Origin of the sequence: Arthrobacter sp. FX8, assembly GCF_026723805.1 — a bacterium.
Classification (GTDB): Bacteria; Actinomycetota; Actinomycetes; order Actinomycetales; family Micrococcaceae; genus Arthrobacter.
This window is the reverse complement of record NZ_CP113505.1, coordinates 1,898,979-1,924,026: the sequence shown is the minus strand read 5'-3', so window position 1 is coordinate 1,924,026 and position 25,048 is coordinate 1,898,979. Positions and strand designations below refer to the sequence as shown.

Genomic DNA, 25,048 nt, shown 5'->3' with positions numbered 1-25,048 from the left:
CCATGTCCCAAGACACACCCAACACAGGGGAAACTGCCACCAGCCGCAAGCCGCGGGTCGCCGTGCTTTTCGGCGGCCGCTCCAGCGAGCACGCCGTGAGCTGCGTCACCGCAGCAGGCGTGCTGGGCGCGATCAACAAGGACAAGTACGACGTCATCCCCATCGGGATTGCCAAAACCGGCCAGTGGGTTCTTGCCCCGGCCGAAACCACCCAGTGGTCGCTTGCCGCATCATCACTCCCCGAGGTAGTACCTTCCCCGCAGACCGTCACGCTTGCTGAGATCGGCGGGGAACACCAGCTGATCGTGGCGTCCCCCAACGAGGTTCCGCAGGAACTGGGCGCCGTCGACGTGGTCTTTCCGCTGTTGCACGGCCCCTTCGGCGAGGACGGGACCATCCAGGGGCTCCTTGAACTTTCCGACACCCGCTACGTCGGCGCCGGAGTCCTGGCATCGGCCGTCGGCATGGACAAGCACTACATGAAGGTGGTCTTCGAGGCCGCCGGACTCCGCGTGGGACCCTACGTGGCTGTGACCGACCGGCAGTGGCAGCGGGATCCCGAATCCGTCAGGAAGCAGGTGGACCGCCTCGGTTTCCCCGTCTTCGTCAAGCCGGCCCGTGCCGGCTCGTCGATGGGCATCTCCAAGGTTGATTCCCTTGAGGACCTGGACGCCGCGATCGAAGAGGCCCGCCGCCACGACCTCAAGCTGGTCATTGAAGCCGGAATTGTCGGCCGCGAAATCGAATGCGCTGTCCTGGAAGGCAGGGGCACCGATGCGCCCCGGACCTCGATGCCGGGCGAAATCTCGGTGTCCGGGGGGACGCACGAGTTCTACGACTTCAACGCCAAGTATGTGGAGGATGATGCCGCAGCCCTGAGCTGTCCCGCAGACATCCCCGCGGAAGCGATCTCCCGGGTCCGGGAGCTGGCGGCCGCCGCATTCGACGCCGTCGGCGCCGAGGGCCTGAGCCGCGTGGATTTCTTCTACACCCCCGAGGGCGAACTGATCATCAACGAGATCAACACCATGCCCGGCTTCACGCCCAAGAGCATGTACCCGCAGATGTGGGCAGCGTCCGGACTGGGCTACGCGGACCTGATCGACGAACTCATCCACCTGGCCCTGAACCGCAAAACCGGCCTTCGCTGATCCACGCCGGAACCCTCCCGGCGTGGGCCCACCCGCCTGGACCTACCGGCTCTTCGGCAGGTTCTGCAGGTCTTCCTGGCCCACGCAGTTCCGTGCTGACGGCACCTTTTCGGCAGCTGCTGCCAGGTCCGCGAGTACGGTTGCGGAGCTGATTTTGTCCGGGTCCATCAGGATTTCCGTGGCCGGTTCCCGCCCGTAGGTGGTCAGCGTCCACACGGGGTCGCCCTCCTTGATGACCCAGTCGACGCCGTTGACGGTCACGCAGCGGTCCGTCGTAGGGCCCGGCACATTGACGCCGCAGCGGAGGATGACAAGCGACGGGTCGCCCCAGGCTGCGGTGGCCTGGCTGTTGGTCTTCCGCAGCTTTGAATCGCCGATGGCGTCCGGCAGGGCCACCATCATCGGTGCGCACAGCGGATTGGCGGCGTCCCTGGCGGGCGTGACGTCCACCGCGGGGGAGCAGGCGGTCAAGGAAAGGGCGGCAATTCCCCCAACCATCGCCATCCTGGCGGCACGGGCGGACAGGGGCAGCTGGGGATGGTGCATGATCCCAGCCTATCGCCGCCGTCGTCCCCGCCCGGACACGATGTCGGCCGGGCGCGGTAGCGTAGTGGCGTGCCTGAAGACCTCCGTAACCGCGTCGCCTGCCAGCCCACCGTCGCCGGCCTTTCCGAAGCCGAGCTGCTGGACCGGATTTTTCCGCGCCTCCGGATGGCCGGGGGCCACACCGCCAGCACGTTGCTGGGTCCCGGCGATGACGCCGCCGTCGTCGCAGCCCCGGACGGCAGAACCGTCATCAGCATCGACACCCAGGTCCAGGACCAGGACTTCCGCCTCCTGTGGCCCAACGGCTACCGCACCACCGGGTTCGACGTCGGATGGAAGGCTGCGGCACAAAACCTCAGCGACATCAACGCCATGGGCGCACAGGCAATATCCATGGTGGTCAGCCTCACCCTCCCCGTGGACACGCCCGTGAGGTGGGTGGAGGACCTGGCGGACGGGTTGACAGCCGGAATCCGTGAACTTGGCGCCGCGCGTTGCTCCGTGGCCGGCGGGGACCTGGGCCGGGGCCGCGAAATCTCGGTAACCGTGGCGGTGCTGGGGACGCTCGACGGCGGACAGCCGGTCCTGCGGTCCGGCGCCCGGGCGGGGGACATCCTGGCGCTGGCAGGAACAGCAGGCCATGCCGCCGCAGGCCTGGCGCTGCTTGAATCGGACATCGCCGTGGACACCCTCACCCCGGCCGAGCGCGCCTTCGTGGACCTGCAGTGCCGGCCGCGTCCGCCGCTGCATGCCGGGCCTGCAGCCCGGGCGGCGGGTGCCACGGCAATGCTGGACATCTCGGACGGACTCCTGCGGGACGGCAAGCGGCTGGCCGCCGCCAGCAACGTCGCCGTCGCGCTCGATCCGGCCGGCCTGGCGCAACTGGCGGGCCTCCTGGCCCCCGCCTCCGCCCGCCTGGGCGGGGACGGCACGGCATGGGTGCTGGGCGGCGGAGAGGACCACGGGCTCCTGGCCACATTCCCGGCGGGCGTTCAGCTGCCACCCGGATTCACTGCGATAGGCTCGATACATGCACTCGGTACCGACGAAGGCCCGGGCGTCCTGATTGCGGGCCGGGCCGCGGACACCGGGGGATGGGATCACTTTGCACACTAAGGTTGCCGCCAACGCGCTGGCGATGAAGAGGTGGCTGGGCAAGGCTGAAACTGCCCTGGGAAACCACAGCGACCGGCTCAACGCCATCAACATCTTCCCGGTGGCCGACGGCGACACGGGCACCAACCTCTATCTCACCGTGCGCGCTGCCGCCCGCTCCCTGGTGCTCGCCGAGGATCAGCCGGCCCCGGTCGACGTCGGGGAAGTCCTTGCCACGGCCGGGCAGGCCGCCATGGAGGAAGCCAGGGGAAACTCGGGAACTCTTTTTCCGTGTTTCTTTGCGCCGCCGCGGAACCCCTTGCCGGCCATACCCGGTTGACCTCCACGCTCCTGTCGGCAGCGCTGAACCGTGCCCAGATCCGCGCATGGTCCGCACTGAGTGATCCAGTTCCGGGAACCATGTTGTCGGTCATGGAAGCGGCAGCCCGTGCGGCAGCCGCCGTCGACGCCGCCCAGGACGGCGATGACAGCAACCATGCGCTGGGCCTGGCCCTGGACGCGGCGGTGGAGGGTGCGCTGGCCGCCGTGATCCACACCGAGGAGCAGCTCGATGCCCTGCAGTCCGCCCATGTGGTGGACGCGGGCGGCGTGGGCATGCTGCTGATCCTCGACTGCCTCCGCTCCGCCGTCCTGGGCGAGGAACTGCAGAGCGAACTCCTCGATGGCCTGCACGGCTACGACGTCTCCGACCCCCACATCCACACTTCCATGCCGGACGACGACGGCGTGGAAGTCATGTGCACCATCAACCTTTCGCCCCTGAATGCCGCCACCCTCCGGCAGCGGCTGGACGAGATCGGCGAGTCCGTCATCATGAGCCAGGTGGGCAACGGCTCGGATCCCGAGGGCAACTACCGGTGGCGGGTCCACGTCCACGTTCCGGAACCTGACGCGGCCGTGGACATCATCAGGTCGCTGGGGGAGCCGTCCCAGATCAGCATCAGCGAGTTGGCGCTTCCCCGGGACCCGGATGCGGAAAAGGTGAACACCGGCGGGCATGAACGCTGAGCTGGACCTCGCCCTGGAACGCCGGATCGGAAAGCGCTCCGCGGCCGTCATTGAAAAACACCTTGGCATCACCACTGTCGAAGGCCTCCTCAATTACTTTCCCCGCCGCTACCTCATGCGCGGTGAGCTGACTCCCATCAGCGAGCTCCCGCTCAATGAGGACGTCACCCTCATCGCCCGGGTGCTGTCCAGCAGCACGCGGGCAATGCAGGCACGGCGGGGGACCATCACGGACGTCATCGTTTCCGACGACGACGGGCAGCAGGGCCTCCGGCTGGTGGGCGGCAGGGACTACCACGGCAAAGTGCCCGGGACCCTCAAGATCAGCTTCTTCAACGGCTACAAGGCAAAAGCCGAGCTCCTGCAGGGACGGCGGGCGCTGTTCTCGGGAAAAGTCACCAGCTTCAAAGGCCAGCTGGGCCTCACCAACCCGGACTTCCAGCTCCTGGACGATGACCCCTTCGTGCAGGGCACCGGTGACCCCGCGAAACTCGCCGCGATGCCCATCCCCGTGTATCCCGCCACAGCCAAGCTTCCCAGCTGGAGGATCCAGAAGGTGATCGGCACCCTGCTCGAAACCGTGGACCTGGGTGCGCTGCCGGATCCGCTTCCACCTACGGTCGCCGCGAGGGAAGGCTTCCTGCCCGTGGCGGAGGCGTACCGGCTCATCCACGCGCCGGAAATCGCCGCCGACTGGAAACGCGCCCGGGACCGGTTCCGGTACCAGGAAGCCCTGGTGCTGCAATCAGCGCTTGCCAGGCGCCGGGCCCAGCTCGCCGCCGAGGAAGCCACCGCACGGCGCCCTGTCACAGACGGTCTCCTGGCTGCCTTCGACCAGGACCTGCCCTTCACGCTCACAGCCGGCCAGGCCGCCGTCGGCAAGACCCTCGCCGCGGAACTGGCGCAGGCAGCCCCCATGAACCGGCTGCTGCAGGGTGAAGTGGGCTCAGGGAAAACCGTGGTGGCGCTGCGGGCCATGTTGCAGGTGATCGACGCCGGCGGCCAGGCCGCACTCCTGGCGCCCACCGAAGTGCTCGCCGCCCAGCATTACGACTCCATCCGCCGCACCCTGGGCGTGCTCTCCAGCGACGGACTCCTCGGCGGGCCGTCCGGGGGCAACGGGCCGTCCGTGCAGGTCACGCTTCTGACCGGGTCCATGCCCACTGCGGCACGGAAACAAGCCATGCTGGACGCCGCCTCGGGGACCGCAGGAATCATCATCGGCACCCACGCCCTCCTCAGTGACAACGTGTCCTTCTACGACCTCGGCCTGATCGTGGTGGACGAGCAGCACCGCTTCGGTGTGGAACAGCGCGATGCCCTGCGGGCGAAGGCCCGGAAACCGCCGCACCTGCTCGTCATGACCGCCACGCCCATTCCCCGCACCGTAGCGATGACCGTGTTTGGCGACCTTGAGACCTCCACCCTCGACGAACTGCCAAAGGGCCGGGCCCCGATCACCACCTACCTCGTGGGCCTTGCGGAAAATCCCGGCTGGGTGGCACGGATCTGGGCACGTGCCCGGGAAGAGATCGACGCCGGCCACCAGGTGTACGTGGTCTGTCCCAAGATCGGAACAGACGACGACGGCGACTTCAGCCCGGGGGAGGCGGCACCTCCCGGCATGGACACAGAGGAGACGCGAGAGCTCGCGTCGGTCACCGCCGTCGTGGACCATCTTCAGGGCGAGCCCTCGCTGGCAGGGGTGCCGCTGGCTCCCCTACACGGACGCCAGGACCCCGACCTGAAGACGGAGACCATGGCCGGGTTCACCGCCAACCGCATCAAGCTGCTCGTCTCCACCACCGTGATCGAAGTGGGGGTGGACGTCCACAACGCCACCCTGATGGTCATCCTGGACGCCGACAGGTTCGGCATCTCCCAGTTGCACCAGCTTCGCGGCCGTGTGGGCCGCGGCGGACTGCCGGGAACCTGCCTGCTGGTCACCGCCCTGGAACCGGGCCACCCAAGCCGGCGGCGGCTGGATGCCGTGGCGGCCACCACCGACGGGTTTGTGCTCTCCCAGGAAGACCTCAAACTGCGGCGCGAGGGCGACATCCTGGGCGCTTCCCAGTCCGGCGGACGGTCCACATTGAAACTGCTGCGGGTGCTCGAACACGAAGACGTCATCGCCCGGGCCAGGGAGGACGCCCAGGCGATCGTAGGCGGCGACCCGTTGCTGTCCGGCTACCCGGAACTCGCGGACGCCATCGAGAAATACCTCAACCCTGAGAAGGAGGCGTTCCTTGAACGCGGTTAGCAAAGAAAGCGGAGCGGGCGCCGGCGGATCGCGGTGGGCACGGTGACCAGGATTATCTCCGGCGTTGGTGGCGGAACGCCGTTGGCGGCGGTTCCCGGGTCCTTGACCAGGCCTACGACAGACCGGGTGAAGGAAGCTCTGTTCTCCCGCCTGGACGCCTTCGAGGTGATTTCCGGGGCGCGGGTGCTTGATCTATACGCGGGTTCGGGTTCCCTGGGGGTGGAAAGCGCCAGCAGGGGAGCCGCGACAGTGGACCTGGTGGAATCCGACGCCAAGGCCAGCGGTGTGTGCCAGCGCAACGCGGACCTCATTAACGGAGTCCTGGGCCGAAAGGCCGTCACGGTGCACCGCTCCAGGGTGGAACCTTTCCTGGACCGGGCCGCGGAATCTGCGGCCTGGGACCTGGTGTTCCTGGATCCGCCGTATCCGTTGGAGGAAGCCGCACTGTCGGCGGTGCTGCAGAAGCTCGCCGCGCACCTGGTCCCGGGTGCCGTTGTGGTGGTGGAACGCTCGTCCCGCTCCCCGGAACCGCAGTGGCCGGACGGGATGACGAGGTTCGCCGAAAAGAAGTACGGGGAAACCCGGCTGTGGTTCGCCGAGCCGTTCGTGCCCGACGCCATCGCTCCGGATGACCTGGCCGATGTTGCCGGACCTGACACCCAGGGCACCTAGCCCGCCAAGGCGCTCAGCCCGAGAAGGGGTCCAGATCCACTCCCGCCAGGACACGGGCAGGGTGGGGGCCCCGGGCGGTCAGCTCAGCTGTCCACGATTCCGGCCAGGGGCCCTGTGTGCCTGCCAGGATGATGTTGCCCGGGTACCTGCCCTCGAACATGCCCGCTTCCGCAAAGGCACCCACATCCGCCATTGCCGCGCGCATCGCCGCCACCTGGCTCCGGACCAGTGTGAGGGCCGCCTCGTCGCCCACGTTGACGATCAGCAGGCCGTCCGGGCGCAGACGCTCCCTGGCTTCGCGGTAGAAACCGCTGGTGGCGATGTGGGCCGGCGCTTCCGGGCCGGAAAAGATGTCCAGGATTACGACGTCGAACGTGAGTCCCGGATCGAGGGCACCGAGCGCCTCGCGGGCGTCGCCGATGACGGTGGTCAGGTCTGTCCCGTCGGGCATGGGAAGGTGCCGAAGGACAAAGTCGAGCAGCTCACGTTCCAGCTCGACCGCGTACTGGAGCGAACCGGCGCGGGTGGCCTGGATGTAGCGCGCAAGCGTCAGCGCCCCTGCCCCCAGGTGGAGGGCGCTGATCGGCTCGCCGGGAGGGGCGGCCAGATCCACCAGGTGCCCGATCCTGCGGAGGTATTCGTAGAAGATGTCCTCCGGCCGGTCGAGGTTGACGTGGGATTGTTCGGAGCCGCCGATGCTCAGTACATAGCCCCCGTCAGTGAACGCATCGGGTTCGATGGTGGCATGCCGGCCGGTGGTCCGCAGGAAGCGGCTGGCGTGCACGCCGCTGCCGCCGGACATCAGAGCCTTCCGCGCAGGGTGGACAGCCGCGCCGCAGCCTCCTCCAGGACTTCTGTCTTTTTGCAGAACGCGAACCGGAGCAGGCTTCGCATCCGCTTCGCGCCTTCCGCATGGCAGAAGACCGGAACGGGAATGGCTGCGACGCCCACCAGTGCCGGCAGGCGGCGGGCGAGGTCCAGGGCATCGGTGATGCCCAGCGGAGCCGTATCCACATTGACGAAGTAGGTTCCCTGTGGTGTGAAAACGTCAAAGCCCGCCGCCCGAAGTCCGGCGCTGAGGATGTCACGTTTCGTCTCAAGGGCGGCGGCGATGCCCGTGTAGAAACTGTCCGGCAGGGCCAGCCCCTTGGCGATCGCGGCCTGGAAGGGAGTGCCTGAGCTGTAGGTAAGGAATTGCTTGACCGTGCGGACGGCGGAGACCAACTCTTCGGGCCCGCTCAGCCAGCCGATCTTCCAGCCGGTCAGGGAAAAGGTCTTTCCGGCAGAGGAAATGGTGATGGTGCGGGCGGCGGCCCCTGGAAGGGTGGCAACGGGGGTATGGGCCACGCCGAAGGTGAGGTGCTCATACACCTCATCCGTGATGACAATGCTGCCGTGCTTCTCCGCGAGCTCCACCACGCGCTGCAGGACGGCCGGCGGAAAAACGGCGCCGGTGGGATTGTGCGGGTTGTTCAGCAGTACAACGCGGGTCCGCCCGTTGAACGCTGCCTCCAGGGCCGCCATGTCCGGCATGAAGTCCGGGGCAGCGAGCGGCACCGTGACGTGGGAGGCGCCGGAAAGCCCAATGACCGCGCCGTAGGAGTCATAGAAAGGCTCGAACGTCAGGACCTCGTCGCCGGGTCCGGCAAAGGCCAGGAGGGCCGCGGCGATGCCTTCGGTGGCTCCGGTGGTGATGATGACTTCGGTTGCCGGGTCCGGCGCAAGCCCGTAGAACCGTTCCTGGTGTGCGGCCACCGCCTGGCGGAGTTCGGGCAGGCCCTTGCCGGGCGCGTACTGGTTGGCCCCCGCTGCGATGGCTGCCCGGGCTGCCTCCCGGATTTCGGCAGGCCCGTCCTCATCGGGGAAGCCCTGGCCCAGGTTGATGGCCCCGGTCTGGACGGCCAGGGTGGTCATCTCTTCAAAGATGGTGACACCCAGCCCGCCGTCGGGCGCTAGGAGGTTGGCACCGAGCGCCGTACGCTGCCAGGGCGCAGGTGCCAAGGGGGTGGAAAGTTCCCGTGGTGGATGCATCCAGTCATGGTATCCCGGCCTTTCCATGGGGTAGGTTCGGAGCATGAGACGCGCTGTGTGCCCCGGATCCTTCGACCCCATCCACAACGGCCATCTCGAAGTCATCGCACGGGCTGCCGGTCTTTTCGACGAGGTCATCGTGGCCATTTCCACCAACTACGCCAAGAAGTACATGTTCAGCCTGGAAGAGCGGCTGGAAATGGCGCGCGAAACGCTGGCACTGCTCAGGGGCATCGTGGTGGAACCGGTGGGCGAGGGGCTCCTGGCGGAGTACTGCCGCCAGCGGGGCGTGTCGGCCATCGTCAAGGGGCTCCGGTCCTCGTCGGACTTTGACTACGAGCTGCCCATGGCCACCATGAACCGGCAGCTGAGCGGGGTGGAGACAGTGTTCCTCCCGGCAGAGGCCAGCTACGTCCATTTGTCCTCCACCCTGATCAAAGAGGTGTCGTCCCTGGGCGGCAGCGTGTCCGACTACGTGCCCCGCTCGGTGCACCGCCGCATGGTTTCCGGCGAGCCTTCGGCGGATCAGCAGCCAAAGCGGTAGGCTGGATCGGTACTTCGGCGCTTCCTCGTGCCGGTTTGAGTCGCTGCGGCTCTTCAGGCTAAGATGGTACGTCGGTCATATGTTCAACAGGAGTTCTCATTAACAGAGATGCTGGTTCGCCCTTGGCGTTCGACGTCAAGGACCTCGGGCGCAGCCCGGGAAGCATGCGGACACTGAAGGAACATGTACCCGCACCGGGTGATCTTGGTGTGGCGCTCATTGGTGTTCAGGAAGGCTCGGATGTCGAGCTGGATCTGAGGCTGGAGGCCGTACACGAAGGAATTCTGGTATCAGGAACCGTGGTTGCCGAAGTTACTGGCGAGTGCGGCCGATGCCTGGATCCCCTTGCGTATGACCTTGAGGTCAATGTGCAAGAACTTTTCTTCTACGAGGGCATTCAGCTTTCGGATGGAGAAGATGATGAAGAGCAACGTCGAGTCGAGCACGATGTAATCGATCTTGAACCGGTGTTGCGGGACGCGGTTGTCACCAATCTGCCGTTCCAGCCGGTGTGCCGGGAAGACTGCCAGGGCCTTTGCTCCGAATGCGGAGCTCGCCTGGAAGACGAGCCGGGGCACCACCACGAGGTCCTGGATCCTCGCTGGGCTGCCCTAGCTGATATGGCTAAGCCTGACCGGCAAAATTGATTTGTACGTGTTTGTCTAGAGAGAAATGAGTTAGCCGTGGCTGTTCCCAAGCGGAAAATGTCTCGCTCGAATACCCGCGCCCGCCGCTCGCAGTGGAAGGCGACCGCCCCCCACCTGGTGAAGACCGTTGAGAACGGCCAGGTCACCTACAGCCTGCCGCACCAGGCAAAGGTCGTTACCGACTCTGCCGGCACCGCGCTGTTCCTTGAGTACAAGGGCCGCAAGGTCGCTGACGTCTAATCGGCCCAACAGGCTGACTGATGTCTTCAACTGAAGAGCTTCTGAAGCGTCTCGGTGTCACTATTGACGCCGGGACGCTTCGTCTTGCGCTTACCCACCGTTCGTACGCATACGAGAACGGCGGCATACCCACCAACGAGCGGCTCGAGTTCCTGGGCGACTCCATTTTGGGATTCTCCGTCACCGATGCCCTCTACCGGGACAACCCGGACCTGCCCGAAGGCGAACTCGCCAAGCGCCGGTCCGCCGTCGTCAGTACCCGGGCCCTCGCCGGGATCGGCCGCAGCCTTGGCATCGGTGAGTATATCTACCTCGGGCAGGGCGAAAAGCTCACCCACGGCAAGAACAAGGCCTCCATCCTCGCGGACACCATGGAGGCCCTGATCGGGGCAACGTACGTTTCCAACGACATCGAGACCGCGCGCCAGCTGGTCATGCGGCTGGTCGGTCCGCTGCTGAAGGACGCCGCAGTCCTGGGCGCCGGCACCGACTGGAAGACCAGCATCCAGGAACTCGCCGCCAGCCGGCAGCTGGGCAGCATCCACTATGCAGTGGACGGCTCCGGCCCGGACCACGCCCGCACCTTCACGGCGGTGCTGAACATTGGCGGCAAGGCCTACGGCAAGGGCTCCGGCCATTCCAAGAAGGAAGCCGAACAGGAGGCAGCGGAAGACGCCTGGCGGGTGCTCTCCGGAGCCGGGGCCCAGGCTGACCCCAGCACCTCCGCAGGCTCCATAGCCGCCAAGTAGCGCTCCGTGCCTGAATTGCCAGAGGTCGAAGTGGTGCGCCGCGGCCTGGTGAACTGGGTCCGCGGCAGGACCATCCGCGCCGTGGACGTCATCGATCCCCGCTCCATCCGGCGCCACGCCCTCGGGGCAGGGGACTTCATCGGCAACCTCGAAGGCGCCACGGTGGCCGACGTCGTGCGGCGCGGCAAGTTCCTCTGGATGCCGCTGCTGGACGGCACCGCTGCGCTGCCGAACGCCGGGGAGGACACCCGCGTTCCCGCGGTGGCACTCATGGCGCATCTGGGCATGAGCGGGCAGCTGCTGATGCAGGGCCCCGGCGTTCCCGATGAAAGGCACCTCAAGGTCCGTTTCCGGCTCAGTCCCCGCGACGGCATGCCGGACCAGCTGCGGTTCGTGGACCAGCGGATCTTCGGAGGCCTTTTTGTCACCGCACTGGTACCCACGGACGACGGCGGCCCGGGCGGCCTCGCGGAATCCCCCTTCCCCTGATCGCCGCCGAAGCCGCGCACATTGCGCGCGATCCACTGGACCCTTCGTTCTCCTTCGACCTCTTCTACCAGCGGCTTCGGAAGCGCCGGACCGGCCTGAAGCGGGCACTGCTGGACCAGGGCCTGGTCTCCGGTATCGGGAACATCTATGCCGACGAAGCGCTGTGGCGGGCCCGGCTGCATTACGCCCGGCCCACCGATACCCTGCGCCGGGGGGACGCCCGGCGTGTCCTCGACAGCGCCCGCGAGGTCATGCTCGATGCCCTGGCCGCAGGAGGAACCAGCTTCGATTCCCTGTACGTCAACGTCAACGGCGCCTCAGGCTACTTCGACCGGTCCCTCAACGCGTACGGCCGCCAGGGTGAGCCGTGCAAAAGGTGCGCGGCCGCAGGAATCCAGGCGGTCATCCGCCGCGAGCAGTTCATGAACCGTTCGTCCCACACCTGCCCCGTGTGCCAGCCGCGGCCACGCAACGGCCGCTGGTAGCACCGGGCCGCCCAGGCGATGGGCTCAGCGGGTGCCATAGTGTGCTGCCAGCCGCGCCAGGCCTTCGTCGATCGGGACGGCCGGAGTCCAGTCGAGGAGTTCCCGGGTTTCGCGCTGGTCGAACCAGTGGGCGGTGGACAGCTGCTCAGCGAGGAATTTCGTCATGGGCGGTTCGTCCTGCATTCCAAGCCTCAGCCACAGTTTTTCCACTACGGACCCCGCCGCCCTGGCAAACCGCCCCGGGACGGACCACGACGGGGCAGGCACGCCACCGGCGGCGCAGATGCCGGCAATCAGTTCGCCCACCGGCCGTGGCTCCCCGTTGCTGACAACCAGCGCCCTGCCATGGATGTGGCTGATGCGCTCCAGCGCGGCAACAATCGCCGACGCGGCGTTGTCCACGTACGTGGTATCGATCAGGGCGGCGCCCGCATCCAGCAGCGGCAGCCGGTGCCGGGCAGCCCGCGCCAGCACCCGTTCCACCAGCTGCGTGTCCCCGGGTCCCCAGACCACGTGCGGCCGAACGGCAGCAACGCGGAAGTCCGGGGCGTCCGCGGCAAGGGCCAGCAGTTCCGCCTGGGCCTTGGTGCGGGAGTAGTCCCCGTGGGCATGCTCCGGGTCCGCGGGCTCTGCCCCCAGGCCCGCAATGGCGGCGCCGGAATTGGCCACTGACGGCGAGGACACGAAGATTAGGTTCCGCACGCCGGCCGCGCGGGCGGCGAGGAGCAGCCGCAGGGTGCCGTGGACGTTTACTTCGTCGAACTGTGCGGCACGGCCGGTGAAGGAGACCTTGGCCGCCAGGTGGATGACTGCCTCGGCACCCCGGACGGCATCGCTGACCGCGGCGTCATCGGTGAGGGATCCGCGGTGGTCCGTGGCGCCGTCGACCCCTGAGGGACGCCGCTGGAAGGTGGTGACGTCATGGCCCCGGTGCACCAGTTGTCCGGCGACTCCGCGGCCCAGGAGTCCGCTTGCACCGGTAACGAGGACTTTCATGGCGTCCCCGCGCGTCCGCCGGCCAGGACGGAGGCAGCCCACCGGGACAGGCGCGTCCGGTCGATCTTTGCGTTGTGGCGGATATCGGTAGGCTGCGCGGGGACCACCAGCACGGCGGCCACGGAAATGCCCGCCGTGCGCGCGGCTTCCCGGACCTTTCCAGCCAGTTCCGGACCGGCAGGCCCGGCTTTCCGGACGGGCGGGACCGTCTCGACCACGGCGGTGACGGCCTGCGTCCCCGCCGACCCCACGCCAACAATCGCGGCCATCCGGATGCCGGCCACGCGTTCGATGGCCTGTTCGGCGCCGACCGGTGTCACCACCGAACCGGGCGCGGTGACGACGTGCGCAAGCCGGCCTTCCACCCACAACCGGCCGTCGGAGTCGAAGTGGCCGACGTCGCCGGTGCGGTGCCATCCGGCCACGCCGGTGCTGGCTTCCTGGGTCAGCCAGAGCCGGTCGTACATATCCTTGACGTGCGGCGCACTGACCAGGATTTCTCCTGTGATTCCCGCGTCCGTGACAGGAGTTGAACCGGGGGCTGTGCCGTCTGCCGCCAGGGGGATGACGGCCACCCGGGCGCCGTGGACGGGCCGGCCCACGCAGACACCGTTGCCGGCGCCGGGCTTTGTTCCGGATCCGGCGTCGAAAGCCGCGGCCCTGATTTGTTCGAGGCTGATGTCGGTGACGGGGAGCGCTTCCGTCATTCCGTAGGGCGTGTGCAGGGAGGCACCCGGCAGGAGCCGCTGCATCTCCGCAAGGAGCGGTTCGGGAACGGGGGCGCCTGCGGAGAGCAGCAGTTCAACCCGTTTCAGCGCTGCGGTGCCCTCCGCACTGAGTCCGCCGCTGGTGGCGACGACGTTGCGCAGGGCAGCCGGCGAGGCGAAGACCACGGTGGCGTCGATGGCCGCTGCGGCGTCCGCGAGGGCCCGCGCGGTCAGGGTTCGTGGCGCGGTGACATCCATCGCCGGCGTCACGGACACGGTTCCCAGTGCCGGTCCGAGCAGGGCGAAGGGCGCGAAACCCGCCACCAGCCGCTGGCCCGGATGGATCCCGAAGGTTTCGGCCACGGTGTCCCGCATCGCGGCGAGTTGCCGGTGCGTGTACAGCACGCCCTTGGCCGGACCGGTGGAGCCGGAGGTGAAGAGCACGGCGGCGGGGGAGTCCGGGTCCGGCCAGTATGTGCCGTTGCCGTTGCCGTTGCCGTTGCCGTCGCCAGGCCCGGCGGAGCGCACCCTACCCGCCGTTGTTAGTGCGGCCAGGGAGGTTTCCACTCCGAGAATCCGGCGGCGGGCGGCCGGGAGGTCGCGTACGCTGATGCGCCTGGCCGCCCATCCCAGGGCGCGGGCAGCTGCCAGCGCCCTGTCGATGCCGATCAGGAAGTCGGGAGTAGCCCCCTTGACCGCCCGGTTCAGTCCCTTCGTTCCGAGTCCGGCATCGGCCACCACCACTACGGCTCCCAGCCGCAGGCAGGCATACAGGGCCACGGTCAGGTCCACCCCGGGCGGGACCATGAGGCTCACCCGGCTGCCCGGCCTTACGCCTGCCAGGTGCAGGCCGGTGGCCAGGCGGTGGACGTCAGAGTCCAGCTGCTGCCACGTGAGGGAACGGGCCACGGTGCCGTCCGCAGCCATTTCGACGACGGCCGGCTTACCTCCGGCGGGTCCTGCCGCCTGTTCGGCGAGGAGCGTCCACAGTGGCTGGAAACCTGCGCGGGCCGGTGGCTGGGAAGCGGCGTTCCCCACCGCGGGCGAACCGTTGCCGCCGCCGCTGACGCGCCCGGCCAGCCAGTCGAAAACCGCCGGGGCGATGTCGCGGTCCTCCACGAGCAGGTGTCCTGCGCCCTCGTAGCGGTGCACGTCAGCATGCGGGAGGCGGGTGATGAGGTCCTTGAGGTAGCGGTCGGAAAAGATCGGGTCGCGCGGACCCCACAGCATCAGGGCAGGGACCTTCAGGTTCCGGAGGCCTTCCGCCACGCCGCTGAGCGCAGAAAAGCTGGGATGCCAGGCGTCCACGGGAATGTCGGCAACAAAGTTTCCCACGCCGGCCCGCCGCTCGGCTCCGCGGTAGGGGGCCATATACGCCTTCCGGACATCCGCGGGCAGCGGCGGGTGCGCCAGCGAATGCGTCACCCGCAGGAAGGAGTCGGATGTGGTGGTTCCCCATGTGTGCACGGCAGGGTGCAGGGCAAGGCGCAAGGCCGGGGGAATGGACGAGCCTGCAGGCTGGTGAACGGCCGTGTTGGTCAGTACCACGCCGGCCAACTGGTGCTGGTGGGCCAGCGCCCAGCCCAGGCTGACCACTCCGCCCCAGTCATGCCCCACCGAGACGACCGGTCCTTCCAAGGCCACCGCGTCCGTCAGGTCGTTCAGGTCCTGGATCCTGTCTGCCAGCCGGCGGAAGGTGCCCGTGCGTTCGGAGAATCCCATGTCCAGCTGGTCAACCGCCACCACCCGCCACGGATGCGCGGGGTCGCATCCGGCGGCCAGCAGGCTCCGCCACAGGTAGGACCAGGTGGGGTTGCCGTGCACGCACAGCAGGGTCCCGGCGGGAACCAGGCCACGGCCGGCGAGTTCTGCGCCGTTGTCCAGCAGGTGCCAGCGGCGCACCGTGCCCGGCGCGTCGACGCCGGCTGTGGAAGGGACATCAATCTGGCGCGACCACCCGGCGGCCACGCCCGGCCAGTCCGCGATCACCAAACGATTTCCAGCATTGCGGTGTTCAGGCCGGAACCCACGCCCATGCACAGGACGCGGTCCCCGGTATCCAGGGACTGCGACTCGGCCGCAAGCGTCATGGGCAGCGAGGCGGGCCCAACATTGCCCCAGTGCGGGAACGTGATGGGCACCTTGTCGGGGTCGAGGTCAATGGCGTCAATGATGGCCTGTGTATAGGCGTTGCTGACCTGGTGCGTGACGTAGCGGTCCATGGCCGCCCAGTCCCACTCGGGCTGCGCTTCATGCCACGCGTCCACGACCAGCTGGAGGCCGCCGTCGAGCAGTCCTTTCGTGTCCGTGCTCATGCCGTCGATGCCGCCCACGCACAATTCATGGTGCTCGGTGCCGGCACGCATCACGCCGCCCACCACGCGGTGGGCCCCGGGGTGCTCATCGGCCGGTCCCAGGACAGCCGCTGCGGCCCCGGATCCCAACGTCAGCGTGGCGAACTCGCGGTTGAAGTCGTCGCGGGTGGTTTCCGGCCGCTGGAGCCGGGCGAGGGTGGCCTCCTGCGTCAGCTGGGCGTCCTCGCCATTGACGATGACGGCGTACCTGATCTGCCCCGAATCGATCATGTTCGCTGCCAGGGTCAGGGCGTTCACGAACCCGAGGCATGCGTTGGCGAGGTCGAAGTTCATGGCCGACGACGGCAGGCTCAGGCCGTGGTGGATCTTCACCGCCACGGACGGTTCGAGGTTGCGGCGCGTGACCGAGGTGTTGATCAGCAGTCCGACGTCGGAGGCTTCGATGCCTGCCTCGGCCAGGGCCTTGGCTCCGGCTTCCACCGCGGCGTCGTCGAACGATGTTCCGGGGGCCCACCAGCGGCGGTGCGTAATGCCCGCAACGCGCTCAAGCAGCCGGGGTGGAAACTTCAGCCGCTTCAGGGTGTGCGCCAGGTGGCGGTCGAAGTCCGTGGAGCTTACGATCCTTGGAGCCTCGACGCTGCTCACCGAGAGCAGCGCGGTGTTGCTGTGGCGGAAGGTTGCATTACCTGCCAATTCAAGCCCCTCTTCGTTTCCGTCGCGCATTCATGCGGTGACTGTACCCACATAAACGCAGGCTCAAGAGCTTAACTATGCCTTTGCCGGGCCGGAACCGGCATATCCGGCCGTGGCGCCGGCCCCGGCTTCCGGGTGCTGCTGCCGGGAATTGTCGGTCCTGCGCAGTAGATTGTAGTGAGCCGGTTCCAGCAAAACTGTCCTATCCGCTCCAGGAGACCTGAAAAGCCTTGCACCTCAAAAGCCTCACCGTCCGGGGGTTCAAGTCCTTTGCCTCTGCCACCACCTTCGACTTCGAACCCGGCGTCACCGCCGTCGTGGGTCCCAACGGATCCGGCAAGTCCAACGTGGTGGACGCCCTGGCCTGGGTCATGGGGGAGCAGGGGGCCAAGACTCTCCGCGGCGGCAAGATGGAGGATGTCATTTTTGCCGGGACGTCCGGGCGGCCGCCCCTGGGACGCGCCCACGTTTCGCTGACCATCGACAACGCCGACGGCGCGCTCCCCATCGAATACAGCGAAGTCACCATCTCACGGACGCTTTTCCGGACAGGCGGCTCCGAATACGCCATTAACGGTGCCGCCTGCCGTTTGCTGGACATCCAGGAGCTGCTCTCCGACTCCGGGCTGGGCCGGGAGATGCACGTCATCGTGGGCCAGGGGCAGCTGGACCGCGTCCTGCACGCCACCCCCGAGGACCGCCGCGGCTTCATCGAGGAGGCGGCGGGGATCCTCAAACACCGCCGGCGCAAGGAACGGACCGTCCGGAAGCTGGAGGCGATGCAGGCCAACCTGCAGCGCCTCACAGACCTCACCGGGGAGATCCGCCGCCAGCTGACGCCCCTTGGCAAACAGGCCGAAGTGGCCCGCCGCGCCCAGCGCGTCCAGTTCGACGTCCGGGACGCCCGTGCCCGGCTGCTCGCCGATGACCTCGTCCAGCTGCAGCAGGCGCTGCAGCAGGACGTGGCGGACGAGGCAGCGCTCAAAGCCCGCCGGACCGCCGTCGAACATGAACTCGAAGCCGGGCGCCGGCAGCAGGCGGCGCTGGAGCAGCTGGCGGCCGAAGCCACACCCCGGCTCAACGCCGCGCGGGACACCTGGTACCAGCTGTCCACTGCACGGGAGCGCCTCCGGTCGCTCGGTTCGCTGGCCACCGAGCGCAGCCGCCTGCTCGGCTCCGACGATGCCGCACCGGCATCCGCCCGGGACCCCGAACAGCTCGAACGCCAAGCCGCCAGGGTGCGGCAGGAGCTGGCCGAGCTCGAACAGGACATCCACGCCAGGCGCACCACCCCGGACACGGCCAGCGCCGCGAAGGCCGAGGCAGAGCAGGCAGCCGTGGCCGAGGACCGGCGGCTCACGGCCCAGCTCCGGGCCGCGGCGGACCGGCGGGAAGGCCTGGCCCGCCTGGCCGGACAAGTGGCGGCGGCCCGGTCCCGGGTGGAATCCGCGCAGGCAGAACTGGGCCGGCTGCGGGAGTCCCTTGCCGCCGGCACGGAACGGCGGGCGCGCGCCCAGGCCGAGTTCACGGCCTTGGAAAACCAGGTGGCCGGCGTGGAGGAAGGGGAGGAATCCCTCGACGCCGATTACGAGGCCGCCAGTGAAGCACTTGATGCGGTCCTTCAGGAGATTGCCCGGCTCAAGGCCGCCGTCAACGAAGGCGTCCGCAAGCGGGACGCCCTTGCCGCCCGGCTCGACGCTCTTAAGCTCGGCCTGGACCGCAAGGACGGTGCCAGGCACGTACTGGAGTCAGGGCTGTCCGGGGTGCTGGGCAGCCTGGCGGCCGGGATCAGCGTGCAGGGTGGTTACGAGGCGGCGGTCGCTGCCGCGCTGGGAGAGGCCTCCGAGGCAGTCCTCGTCCAGGATCAGGACACGGCGGCCGCCGTCCTGAAGGTGCTCAAGGACGACGACGCCGGGCGGGCGTCGCTGCTCCTCGCATCAGCGGTGGCAGGCCACCTGGGTGACCCCGCCACGGAGTCCACGCCGGGAGGAGCGGCCGCCCCCAAAGCAGTGCCGCTGCCCGATGGTGCGCAATGGGCCGCCGACCTGGTGGACGGACCTGCGGAGCACATCCCGCTGGTCCGGCACCTGCTGTCCGGAACCGCCGTCGTCACAGGCATCGACGCCGCGGCTGCGCTGGTGGCCGGGCTGCCCGGACTCACGGCGGTCACCCGCGAGGGGGACGTGTTCACCGCCGTATCCGTTGCCGGCGGTTCTGCCAAGGCGCCCTCCCTCCTTGAGGTGCAGGCGGCGGTGGACGACGCCGACCGTGGCCTTTCGGCGGTCACGGCAGACCTGGAGCGGAACAGGTTCGCCCTGGCCGCCGCCGAGGCGCGCCGCGCCGGAGCGCAGGAGGAGGCGGACGCTGCCCTGGACAAACTGCACGAATCCGATGCCCGCCTGGCCGCCGTGGCCGAACGCCTGGGCCACCTGAATTCGGTCCTGCGCAGCGCCGTCGGTGAGAGCGACCGCCTGGCGGCCTCCCTGGCACGCGCTGCGGAGAACGTTGCCGCGGAGGAGGAGGCGCTCGCTGCCATCACGGCCCGGCTGGCCGCCGCCCAGGAGGCTCCGGTTGAAGAGGAGCCCTCCACCGAACAGCGGGACGCGTTGGCCCGTGCCGCATCCGCCGCCCGTGCAGCGGAAGTGGAGGCGCGGTTATCCCTGCGCAGCGCCGAAGAGCAGCTGGCGGCAACCCGCAACAGGGTGGCGTCCCTGGAGCGCGCCGCCGCCACCGAACGCCGTGCCCGGGAGGAAGCAGCCCAGCGTGCCCGGCGCCGCCGCATCCAGGCCAGGCGTGCGGCCGCCGTTTCCGCCGCGGCGGAACTGGCACTGCGTTACGTGGACGTATCGGTGGACCTCGCCCGGCACGAACGGGACCTGGCCGAGGAAAACCGCGAACAGCGTGACCGTGGGCTTCGGGACATCCGGGAAGCCAACGACGCCCTGGCCCGCGAACTGGCCGACCTCACCGACAACGTGCACCGGGATGAGCTGGCCCGTGCGCAGCAGCGGGCCAGGATCGAGGCGGTGGAATCCCGGTCCGTGGACGAGTTGGGCATCACCCCCGAAGCGCTGGTGGCAGAGTTCGGGCCGCACGTCCCGGTTCCCGTGCCTGCGGAGGAGACCGGCGACAAGTGGGCCGCGCTGCGGGCTCCCGTTGACGCCGGCGGGGAAGAAATCCGGGAAGGGAAGCCGTACGTCCGGCAGGAGCAGGAGAAACGGCTGCGCAAAGCTGAACGCGACCTCGCCAGCCTGGGCAAGGTCAACCCCCTGGCCCTGGAGGAATTCGCGGCACTGGAGGAGCGGCACCAGTTCCTCAGCACCCAGCTTGAGGACCTGAAGGCCAGCCGCCGGGACCTGCTGGACATCATCAAGGAAGTGGACGACCGGGTCCAGCGCGTCTTCGCCGAGGCGTTCGAGGACACCCAGGTCCAGTTTGTCCGGGTTTTTGAGCGGCTCTTTCCCGGCGGCGAGGGCCGCCTGGTCCTCACGGACCCGGGGGACATGCTCAGCACAGGCATCGAGGTGGAGGCCCGTCCTGCGGGCAAGAAAATTAAACGGTTGTCCCTGCTCTCCGGAGGCGAGCGGTCCCTTACCGCGGTGGCGCTGCTGGTGGCCATCTTCAAGGCGCGGCCCTCGCCGTTCTACGTCATGGACGAGGTGGAGGCGGCGCTGGACGACACCAACCTCGGCCGGTTGATCACCATCTTCGAGGAACTTCGGGAGTCCAGCCAGCTCATCGTCATCACCCACCAGAAGCGGACCATGGAGGTGGCGGACGCACTGTACGGCGTCACCATGAGGGGCGACGGCGTTTCCACGGTGATCAGCCAGCGGCTCGTTTCCGAGGTGTAGCAGGACCCGCCGGCGTCCGGCGGCCGCGGGGGCGCCGCATTGGGGCAGGTCAGGGGCGGGCTGCGCGCCCGAACCGGGCAGGCCGTTTGTGAGAAGCTAGGGGAGTGAATGACATCCTTCCCATTGTCCTGTCCATTCTTGTTGCGCTGGTGGTCATCGGCGGCCTGATTCCGGTCCTGCTCAAGACGCGGAGGAACATCACCCGGTACCCCGGCACGCGGGATGCCAACGATCCTGAGGTCCGCTCCGGCGGCAGCACCGCCGTAGCGGACAGCGCCGGACCAATCGAACGCACGGCGCCCGCGGGCGTGGACCTCGAAGGGCTTGACACCACTACGGTTCCGGACGACGCTGCCGGGCTGGAAACCATTCCCGTCGAAACACCGCTGCCTGTCGCGGGCCGCCTCACCCGCCTCCGTGAGCGGCTGGTCCGCTCCAACAACATCATGGGCAAGGGCCTGCTGGCGCTGCTGTCCAGCGACCGGATCGATGAGAGCGTCTGGGACGAGGTGGAGGAGACACTCCTCCTCGCGGACCTGGGAACCGAACCCACCATGCAGCTGGTGGATGCCCTGCGGGAGCGGGTCAAGGTGCTGGGCACCCGGACCCCCGAACACGTCAAGGCCATGCTCCGCGAAGAGCTCATCAAGCTTGTTGACCCCTCCATGGACCGCAGCCTGAACGTCCAGCGCCATGCGGACAGGCCTGCCGTGATGATGGTGGTGGGCGTGAACGGCGTCGGCAAGACCACCACCGTCGGCAAGCTGGCGCGCGTGCTGGTGGCAGAGGACAAGGACGTCCTGCTGGGTGCCGCGGACACGTTCCGCGCCGCCGCGGCGGAACAGCTGGCCACGTGGGGGCAGCGCGTCGGCGTCCCCACCGTGAAGTCGGACATCGACGGCGCCGATCCCGCCTCCGTTGCCTACGAGGCCGTGAAGGCAGGCATTGAGCAGGAAGTGGACGTTGTCATGATCGACACCGCCGGCCGCCTCCAGAACAAGGTGGGCCTGATGGACGAACTGGGCAAGGTCAAGCGCGTGGTGGAGAAGCTGGCCGAGGTGGACGAGGTCCTGCTGGTTCTGGATGCCACCACCGGCCAGAACGGCCTGAACCAGGCGCGGGTCTTTTCGGAGGTTGTCAACATCACCGGCATCGTCCTGACCAAACTGGACGGAACCGCGAAGGGCGGCATCGTCGTCGCCATCCAGAAGGCGCTCGGCGTGCCCGTCAAACTCATCGGACTCGGCGAAGGCGCCGACGACCTGGCCCCGTTCGACACCGAAGGCTTTGTCGACGCCCTGCTGAACTAGCTAAGCCAGCCCAACCAGCTCGCATTAGTTGTCGTTTTGAGCCCTCAAAACGACAACAACTGCGGGCTAGTTGGGTTTAACCCGGAGTGTTTCGCGGGTGGGCAGCCAACCGACGGCGGCCAGGAGCATGACGCCGCCGGTCACGCCGAAAGCCCAGCCGAAACCCAGCCGGTCCGCGAGCAGCCCGGCCGCCACCGGTCCGACGATCGCTCCGACGTCGGACGTCATTTGGTAGACGGCCAGGACCTTGCCGCCGGAGCGTGCGTTCCCAATGACATCGGCGACGGCGGCCTGCTGCGCCGGGCCGAAAAGGCCGGACCCGACGCCGGCAAGCGTCGATGCGGCAAGGAACCAGGGCAGGTCGGAGGTCAAGCCGATCGCCGCAGTCGCGAAGGCTGCCACCAGCAGGCCGGAGATCATCATCGGCTTGCGCCCCAGGGAGTCCGCCAGCCGCCCCGAGAAGGTCAGCGCGGCGGCGTTCCCGGCAGCGAAGACTGCCAGCGCCAGTCCGGCCGCCTGCGGTCCTGCCCCGAAGGCTGCCGCGGCGAACAGCGGCACCGTTGCCATGCGGACGCCAAACGTGGCCCACCCGTTGGCAAAGCTGGACAGCAGGGCCGACCGGTAGGTTCCGGCAGCCACGGCTTCGCCAAAGCGCATGTCCGGCGGACGGTGCTGGGTTTCACCGCCGCCCCGGCGCTGGTGGCTGAGCTGGGTCTGCACCACAAACGCGGCAACGAGCAGGGCCCCGGCGTAGGCAAGGAACGGGACCCGCAGGCCCAGCCCCGCCAGCAGACCGCCCACAATCGGCCCGCACACATTCCCGATCAGGAAAGCGGACGCATAGGCACCTGAGACCCTGCCCCTGCTCTGGGGTGGGGCCAGGCGGACCACCAGGGCCATCGATGCCACCGTGAACATCACGGACCCGGCTCCGCCAAGGCCGCGGAACAGCAGCAACTGCCAATAGTCCTGCGCAAAGGCGCAGGCCGCCGTGGACAAGGCCACGATCAACAGCCCAGCGACATAGACGGGCCGTTCACCGCGCTTGCCGATCAGTGCTCCGCCGGCGGGTGCAAAGGCAAGGCGCATGAAGGCAAAGATCGCCACGATGACGGCTGCCTCGGTGTTCCCTACGCCGAAGGTTGTTGCGAACTGCGGCAATACAGGCGCAACGAGCCCGAATCCAAGCGCAATCAGGAACGCCGCGGCCAGCATCACCTTAATGTCGCGGGGAAGTTTCTCCCGCCGAGGCCTTAGCCGGGCCAAAAACCTCGAAGTGGCGCCGCTTTCGCGGGGTGTTGCCGTCATTGTGAAGGAGTCCTTGCAGGAAAGGGAGCCGGGTGGCTGCGCGGGTGCGGAAACATAACCGTAACAAGGCGGATATGCACCATTTACTTCCTAGAGGTTGTTGTAACAGGCCCGCAATCTAAATCCTCCGCGGGCGAAACACGCCGCCCACAAACTCATTACAGGACGCAAAAAGGCGTTGGCAGGCGGAGTACTCCGCAAGATTCGATGAGAGAGGACGTGCACCATGGAACTTACCGCAGGTCACGTTTGGGTCATGGTGGCGGCAGCCCTTGTGCTGTTCATGACACCCGGTCTGGCATTTTTCTACGGCGGCATGACCCGCGCCAAGGCAGCACTGAACATGATGATGATGAGCTTCATCTCCATCGGCATGGTGGGTGTTGTCTGGGTGCTGTGGGGCGCGTCCATGAGCTCCGGTGAAGGCTTCCTGGAGATCGTGGGCAACCCGTTCGCCACATTCGGCCTTGAGGGCATCACCACCCCTGACGGTCTGATCAAGGTTGGCTACGCCGCCACCTTCGCCATCATCACCGTGGCACTGATCAGCGGCGCCATCGCCGACCGCGCCAAGTTCGGCGCCTGGTCCGTCTTCGTTCCCGTGTGGGTCACGCTCGTCTACTGCCCGCTGGCGTACATGGTGTGGGGCGGCGGACTCTTCGGCCCCGAAGGCGCCATCGGCAAGGCCCTCGGCCCCGCCATCGACTTCGCCGGCGGCACCGTGGTCCACATCAACGCAGGTGTGGCGGCGCTCATCCTCGTCCTCATCATCGGCAACCGCAAGGGCTTCGGCAAGGACCCCAACCACCGCCCGCACAACATCCCGTTCGTCATGCTCGGCGCAGCCATCCTGTGGTTCGGCTGGTTCGGTTTCAACGGCGGTGCAGCCACCACTGCCGAACAGGGGGTCTGATCTGGATCAACACCCTCGCAGCCCCGGCAGCAGCCATGCTCGGCTGGCTGGTCACCGAACGGATCCGCGACGGACACCCCACTTCCCTCGGCGCCGCATCCGGCGTGGTGGCCGGCCTCGTCGCCATCACCCCGGCCTGCGCCAACGTCAGCCCCGTCGGTGCACTCGGCCTGGGCGTCGTGGCCGGCGTAGCCTCCGCCCTGGCAGTCGGCCTGAAGTTCCGCTGGGGCTTCGATGACTCGCTGGACGTCGTCGGCGTGCACCTGGTGTCCGGCATCATCGGCACCGTGGCGCTCGGCTTCATCGCACTGCCCACCGACGGTGTTGGCGGCGGCCTCTTCTACGGCGGCGGACTGACCCAGCTCTGGGCGCAGCTCGCGGCAGCCGGCGTCGCCATCGCCTACTCCGCAGTCCTGACGGCCATCATTGCGCTGGCCATCCACAAGACCATGGGCTTCCGGGTCTCGCAGGAACAGGAAACGGTGGGTGTGGACCTCAGCCTGCACGCCGAGACTGCCTACGAGTTCGGACTGAGCGGACACGGCGGAAGCTTCCAGCCGCTGCACGACATGATCACCGGCAAGGGCCAGGGCGAGTCCCACGCGCCAGTCCAGGGGACGCCGGGCACGCAGAAGTCACAGTCAGCAACAGGTAAGGAAAGCGTGGGGGCATGAAACTGATTACTGCAATCGTCCGGCCGGAAAAGCTCGAAGCCATCAGGGAGGGACTGGAATCCTATGGTGTTCAGGGCCTGACCGTCAGCGCAGCCAGCGGATACGGCCGGCAGCGCGGCTACACCGAGGTCTACCGCGGAGCCGAATACAACGTGGACCTCCTGCCCAAGATCCGGGTGGAAGTCCTGGCCACGGACGAGCAGGCAGACGACATCCTGGATGTGATCATTGCCAGTTCCAATACCGGCAGGGCCGGGGACGGCAAGGTCTGGACCATCGATGTCCATGAAGCAGTTAGGGTCCGGACCGGGGAACGCGGAGTGGCCGCCATCTAGGCACC

The 25,048-nt window shown here is 67.8% G+C and carries 18 protein-coding genes and 3 pseudogenes; 14 read left to right on the top strand and 7 right to left on the bottom strand.

The annotated features are described in order from the left end of the window. Nucleotides 1-2 precede the first annotated feature (2 nt). Nucleotides 3-1,151 carry a D-alanine--D-alanine ligase family protein gene (locus OUO20_RS08820; protein ID WP_056387895.1) on the top strand — a complete coding sequence of 383 codons (1,149 nt, stop codon included), beginning with the start codon at nucleotides 3-5 and terminating at the stop codon, nucleotides 1,149-1,151. Between the two features lie 42 nt (nucleotides 1,152-1,193). On the opposite strand, the gene OUO20_RS08815 is transcribed toward OUO20_RS08820, so the two are convergent. Beyond that, nucleotides 1,194-1,697 (bottom strand): DUF3515 domain-containing protein, encoded by a 504-nt coding sequence (locus tag OUO20_RS08815; protein WP_018768313.1) that lies wholly within the window; start codon nucleotides 1,695-1,697, stop codon nucleotides 1,194-1,196. A gap of 69 nt (nucleotides 1,698-1,766) precedes the next feature. Here OUO20_RS08815 and thiL point away from each other — a divergent pair, with 69 nt between their 5' ends. From thiL to rsmD, 4 genes and pseudogenes are all read left to right on the top strand, one after another. Then, the gene (gene thiL, locus OUO20_RS08810) at nucleotides 1,767-2,813 is read left to right on the top strand and encodes a thiamine-phosphate kinase (RefSeq protein WP_056387892.1); all 1,047 of its coding nucleotides are present in this window, start codon (nucleotides 1,767-1,769) and stop codon (nucleotides 2,811-2,813) included. A gap of 22 nt (nucleotides 2,814-2,835) precedes the next feature. Beyond that, nucleotides 2,836-3,821 (top strand): annotated as a pseudogene (locus OUO20_RS08805) (DAK2 domain-containing protein). Beyond that, nucleotides 3,811-6,081: an ATP-dependent DNA helicase RecG gene (locus OUO20_RS08800; RefSeq protein ID WP_018768310.1), complete on the top strand. Its 2,271-nt coding sequence runs from the start codon at nucleotides 3,811-3,813 to the stop codon at nucleotides 6,079-6,081. The pseudogene OUO20_RS08805 and the gene OUO20_RS08800 overlap by 11 nt, the downstream one beginning before the upstream one ends. 42 nt (nucleotides 6,082-6,123) lie before the next feature. Continuing rightward, nucleotides 6,124-6,753 carry a 16S rRNA (guanine(966)-N(2))-methyltransferase RsmD gene (gene rsmD / locus OUO20_RS08795; protein ID WP_056388174.1) on the top strand — a complete coding sequence of 210 codons (630 nt, stop codon included), beginning with the start codon at nucleotides 6,124-6,126 and terminating at the stop codon, nucleotides 6,751-6,753. 13 nt (nucleotides 6,754-6,766) lie between these two features. On the opposite strand, the gene OUO20_RS08790 is transcribed toward rsmD, so the two are convergent. Further along, nucleotides 6,767-7,555: a spermidine synthase gene (locus OUO20_RS08790; protein WP_200953130.1), complete on the bottom strand. Its 789-nt coding sequence runs from the start codon at nucleotides 7,553-7,555 to the stop codon at nucleotides 6,767-6,769. Beyond that, complete coding sequence (locus OUO20_RS08785) at nucleotides 7,555-8,784, bottom strand: aminotransferase class I/II-fold pyridoxal phosphate-dependent enzyme (RefSeq protein WP_186447729.1); 1,230 nt, start codon at nucleotides 8,782-8,784, stop codon at nucleotides 7,555-7,557. The genes OUO20_RS08790 and OUO20_RS08785 overlap by 1 nt, the downstream gene beginning before the upstream one ends. A 43-nt stretch (nucleotides 8,785-8,827) precedes the next feature. Here OUO20_RS08785 and coaD point away from each other — a divergent pair, with 43 nt between their 5' ends. The 5 genes and pseudogenes from coaD to mutM all read left to right on the top strand — a co-directional run bounded on the left by coaD (nucleotide 8,828) and on the right by mutM (nucleotide 11,938). Beyond that, entirely contained in the window at nucleotides 8,828-9,328 is a 501-nt protein-coding gene (gene coaD / locus OUO20_RS08780; protein ID WP_056387888.1) for a pantetheine-phosphate adenylyltransferase, read from the top strand. Nucleotides 9,329-9,450: 122 nt separating this feature from the next. Beyond that, a complete protein-coding gene (locus OUO20_RS08775; protein ID WP_082581631.1) occupies nucleotides 9,451-9,975 on the top strand; it encodes a YceD family protein in 525 nt (174 codons plus the stop codon). Nucleotides 9,976-10,011: 36 nt separating this feature from the next. Continuing rightward, nucleotides 10,012-10,215 (top strand): 50S ribosomal protein L32, encoded by a 204-nt coding sequence (gene rpmF, locus OUO20_RS08770; RefSeq protein WP_009356569.1) that lies wholly within the window; start codon nucleotides 10,012-10,014, stop codon nucleotides 10,213-10,215. Nucleotides 10,216-10,235: 20 nt separating this feature from the next. Next, nucleotides 10,236-10,964 (top strand): ribonuclease III, encoded by a 729-nt coding sequence (gene rnc, locus OUO20_RS08765; RefSeq protein ID WP_056387882.1) that lies wholly within the window; start codon nucleotides 10,236-10,238, stop codon nucleotides 10,962-10,964. A 6-nt stretch (nucleotides 10,965-10,970) separates the two neighbouring features. Then, a pseudogene (gene mutM, locus OUO20_RS08760) lies at nucleotides 10,971-11,938 on the top strand (bifunctional DNA-formamidopyrimidine glycosylase/DNA-(apurinic or apyrimidinic site) lyase). 24 nt (nucleotides 11,939-11,962) lie between these two features. Here the strand turns inward: mutM and OUO20_RS08755 are convergent. Genes OUO20_RS08755 through OUO20_RS08745 form a run of 3 tightly spaced genes read right to left on the bottom strand, consistent with a single transcriptional unit; the run spans nucleotide 11,963 to nucleotide 16,679 of the window. Further along, nucleotides 11,963-12,934: an NAD-dependent epimerase/dehydratase family protein gene (locus tag OUO20_RS08755; RefSeq protein ID WP_268003247.1), complete on the bottom strand. Its 972-nt coding sequence runs from the start codon at nucleotides 12,932-12,934 to the stop codon at nucleotides 11,963-11,965. Beyond that, complete coding sequence (locus OUO20_RS08750) at nucleotides 12,931-15,633, bottom strand: alpha/beta fold hydrolase (protein ID WP_268003246.1); 2,703 nt, start codon at nucleotides 15,631-15,633, stop codon at nucleotides 12,931-12,933. Before OUO20_RS08750 ends, OUO20_RS08755 begins: the two co-directional genes overlap by 4 nt. Beyond that, entirely contained in the window at nucleotides 15,627-16,679 is a 1,053-nt protein-coding gene (locus tag OUO20_RS08745) for a 3-oxoacyl-ACP synthase III (protein ID WP_056387874.1), read from the bottom strand. The genes OUO20_RS08750 and OUO20_RS08745 overlap by 7 nt, the downstream gene beginning before the upstream one ends. A gap of 200 nt (nucleotides 16,680-16,879) precedes the next feature. Here OUO20_RS08745 and smc point away from each other — a divergent pair, with 200 nt between their 5' ends. Both smc and ftsY read left to right on the top strand, forming a co-directional pair. Further along, complete coding sequence (gene smc, locus OUO20_RS08740) at nucleotides 16,880-20,503, top strand: chromosome segregation protein SMC (protein WP_268003245.1); 3,624 nt, start codon at nucleotides 16,880-16,882, stop codon at nucleotides 20,501-20,503. Between the two features lie 104 nt (nucleotides 20,504-20,607). Next, complete coding sequence (gene ftsY, locus OUO20_RS08735) at nucleotides 20,608-21,813, top strand: signal recognition particle-docking protein FtsY (protein WP_223991946.1); 1,206 nt, start codon at nucleotides 20,608-20,610, stop codon at nucleotides 21,811-21,813. A gap of 66 nt (nucleotides 21,814-21,879) precedes the next feature. Here ftsY and OUO20_RS08730 read toward each other — a convergent pair whose 3' ends face one another. Then, on the bottom strand, nucleotides 21,880-23,121 hold the full coding sequence (locus tag OUO20_RS08730; protein ID WP_026265614.1) for an MFS transporter: 1,242 nt from the start codon (nucleotides 23,119-23,121) through the stop codon (nucleotides 21,880-21,882). A 226-nt stretch (nucleotides 23,122-23,347) separates the two neighbouring features. Here OUO20_RS08730 and OUO20_RS08725 point away from each other — a divergent pair. Next, nucleotides 23,348-24,708, top strand: a pseudogene (locus OUO20_RS08725) (ammonium transporter). After that, nucleotides 24,705-25,043, top strand: a complete 339-nt coding sequence (locus OUO20_RS08720; RefSeq protein ID WP_018768294.1) for a P-II family nitrogen regulator — start codon at nucleotides 24,705-24,707, stop codon at nucleotides 25,041-25,043. Before OUO20_RS08725 ends, OUO20_RS08720 begins: the two are co-directional and overlap by 4 nt. The last annotated feature ends 5 nt before the right edge of the window (nucleotides 25,044-25,048 follow it).

Excerpts from the sequence above, each read along its gene's own strand:
- OUO20_RS08785 (WP_186447729.1), bottom strand. The coding sequence starts at position 8,784 with ATGCATCCACCACGGGAACTTTCCACCCCCTTGGCACCTGCGCCCTGG.
- OUO20_RS08745 (WP_056387874.1), bottom strand. The coding sequence starts at position 16,679 with ATGCGCGACGGAAACGAAGAGGGGCTTGAATTGGCAGGTAATGCAACC.
- rnc (WP_056387882.1), top strand. The coding sequence starts at position 10,236 with ATGTCTTCAACTGAAGAGCTTCTGAAGCGTCTCGGTGTCACTATTGAC.
- OUO20_RS08815 (WP_018768313.1), bottom strand. The coding sequence starts at position 1,697 with ATGCACCATCCCCAGCTGCCCCTGTCCGCCCGTGCCGCCAGGATGGCG.
- OUO20_RS08820 (WP_056387895.1), top strand. The coding sequence starts at position 3 with ATGTCCCAAGACACACCCAACACAGGGGAAACTGCCACCAGCCGCAAG.
- OUO20_RS08790 (WP_200953130.1), bottom strand. The coding sequence starts at position 7,555 with ATGTCCGGCGGCAGCGGCGTGCACGCCAGCCGCTTCCTGCGGACCACC.
- OUO20_RS08755 (WP_268003247.1), bottom strand. The coding sequence starts at position 12,934 with ATGAAAGTCCTCGTTACCGGTGCAAGCGGACTCCTGGGCCGCGGAGTC.
- OUO20_RS08730 (WP_026265614.1), bottom strand. The coding sequence starts at position 23,121 with ATGACGGCAACACCCCGCGAAAGCGGCGCCACTTCGAGGTTTTTGGCC.
- coaD (WP_056387888.1), top strand. The coding sequence starts at position 8,828 with ATGAGACGCGCTGTGTGCCCCGGATCCTTCGACCCCATCCACAACGGC.
- OUO20_RS08720 (WP_018768294.1), top strand. The coding sequence starts at position 24,705 with ATGAAACTGATTACTGCAATCGTCCGGCCGGAAAAGCTCGAAGCCATC.
- OUO20_RS08800 (WP_018768310.1), top strand. The coding sequence starts at position 3,811 with ATGAACGCTGAGCTGGACCTCGCCCTGGAACGCCGGATCGGAAAGCGC.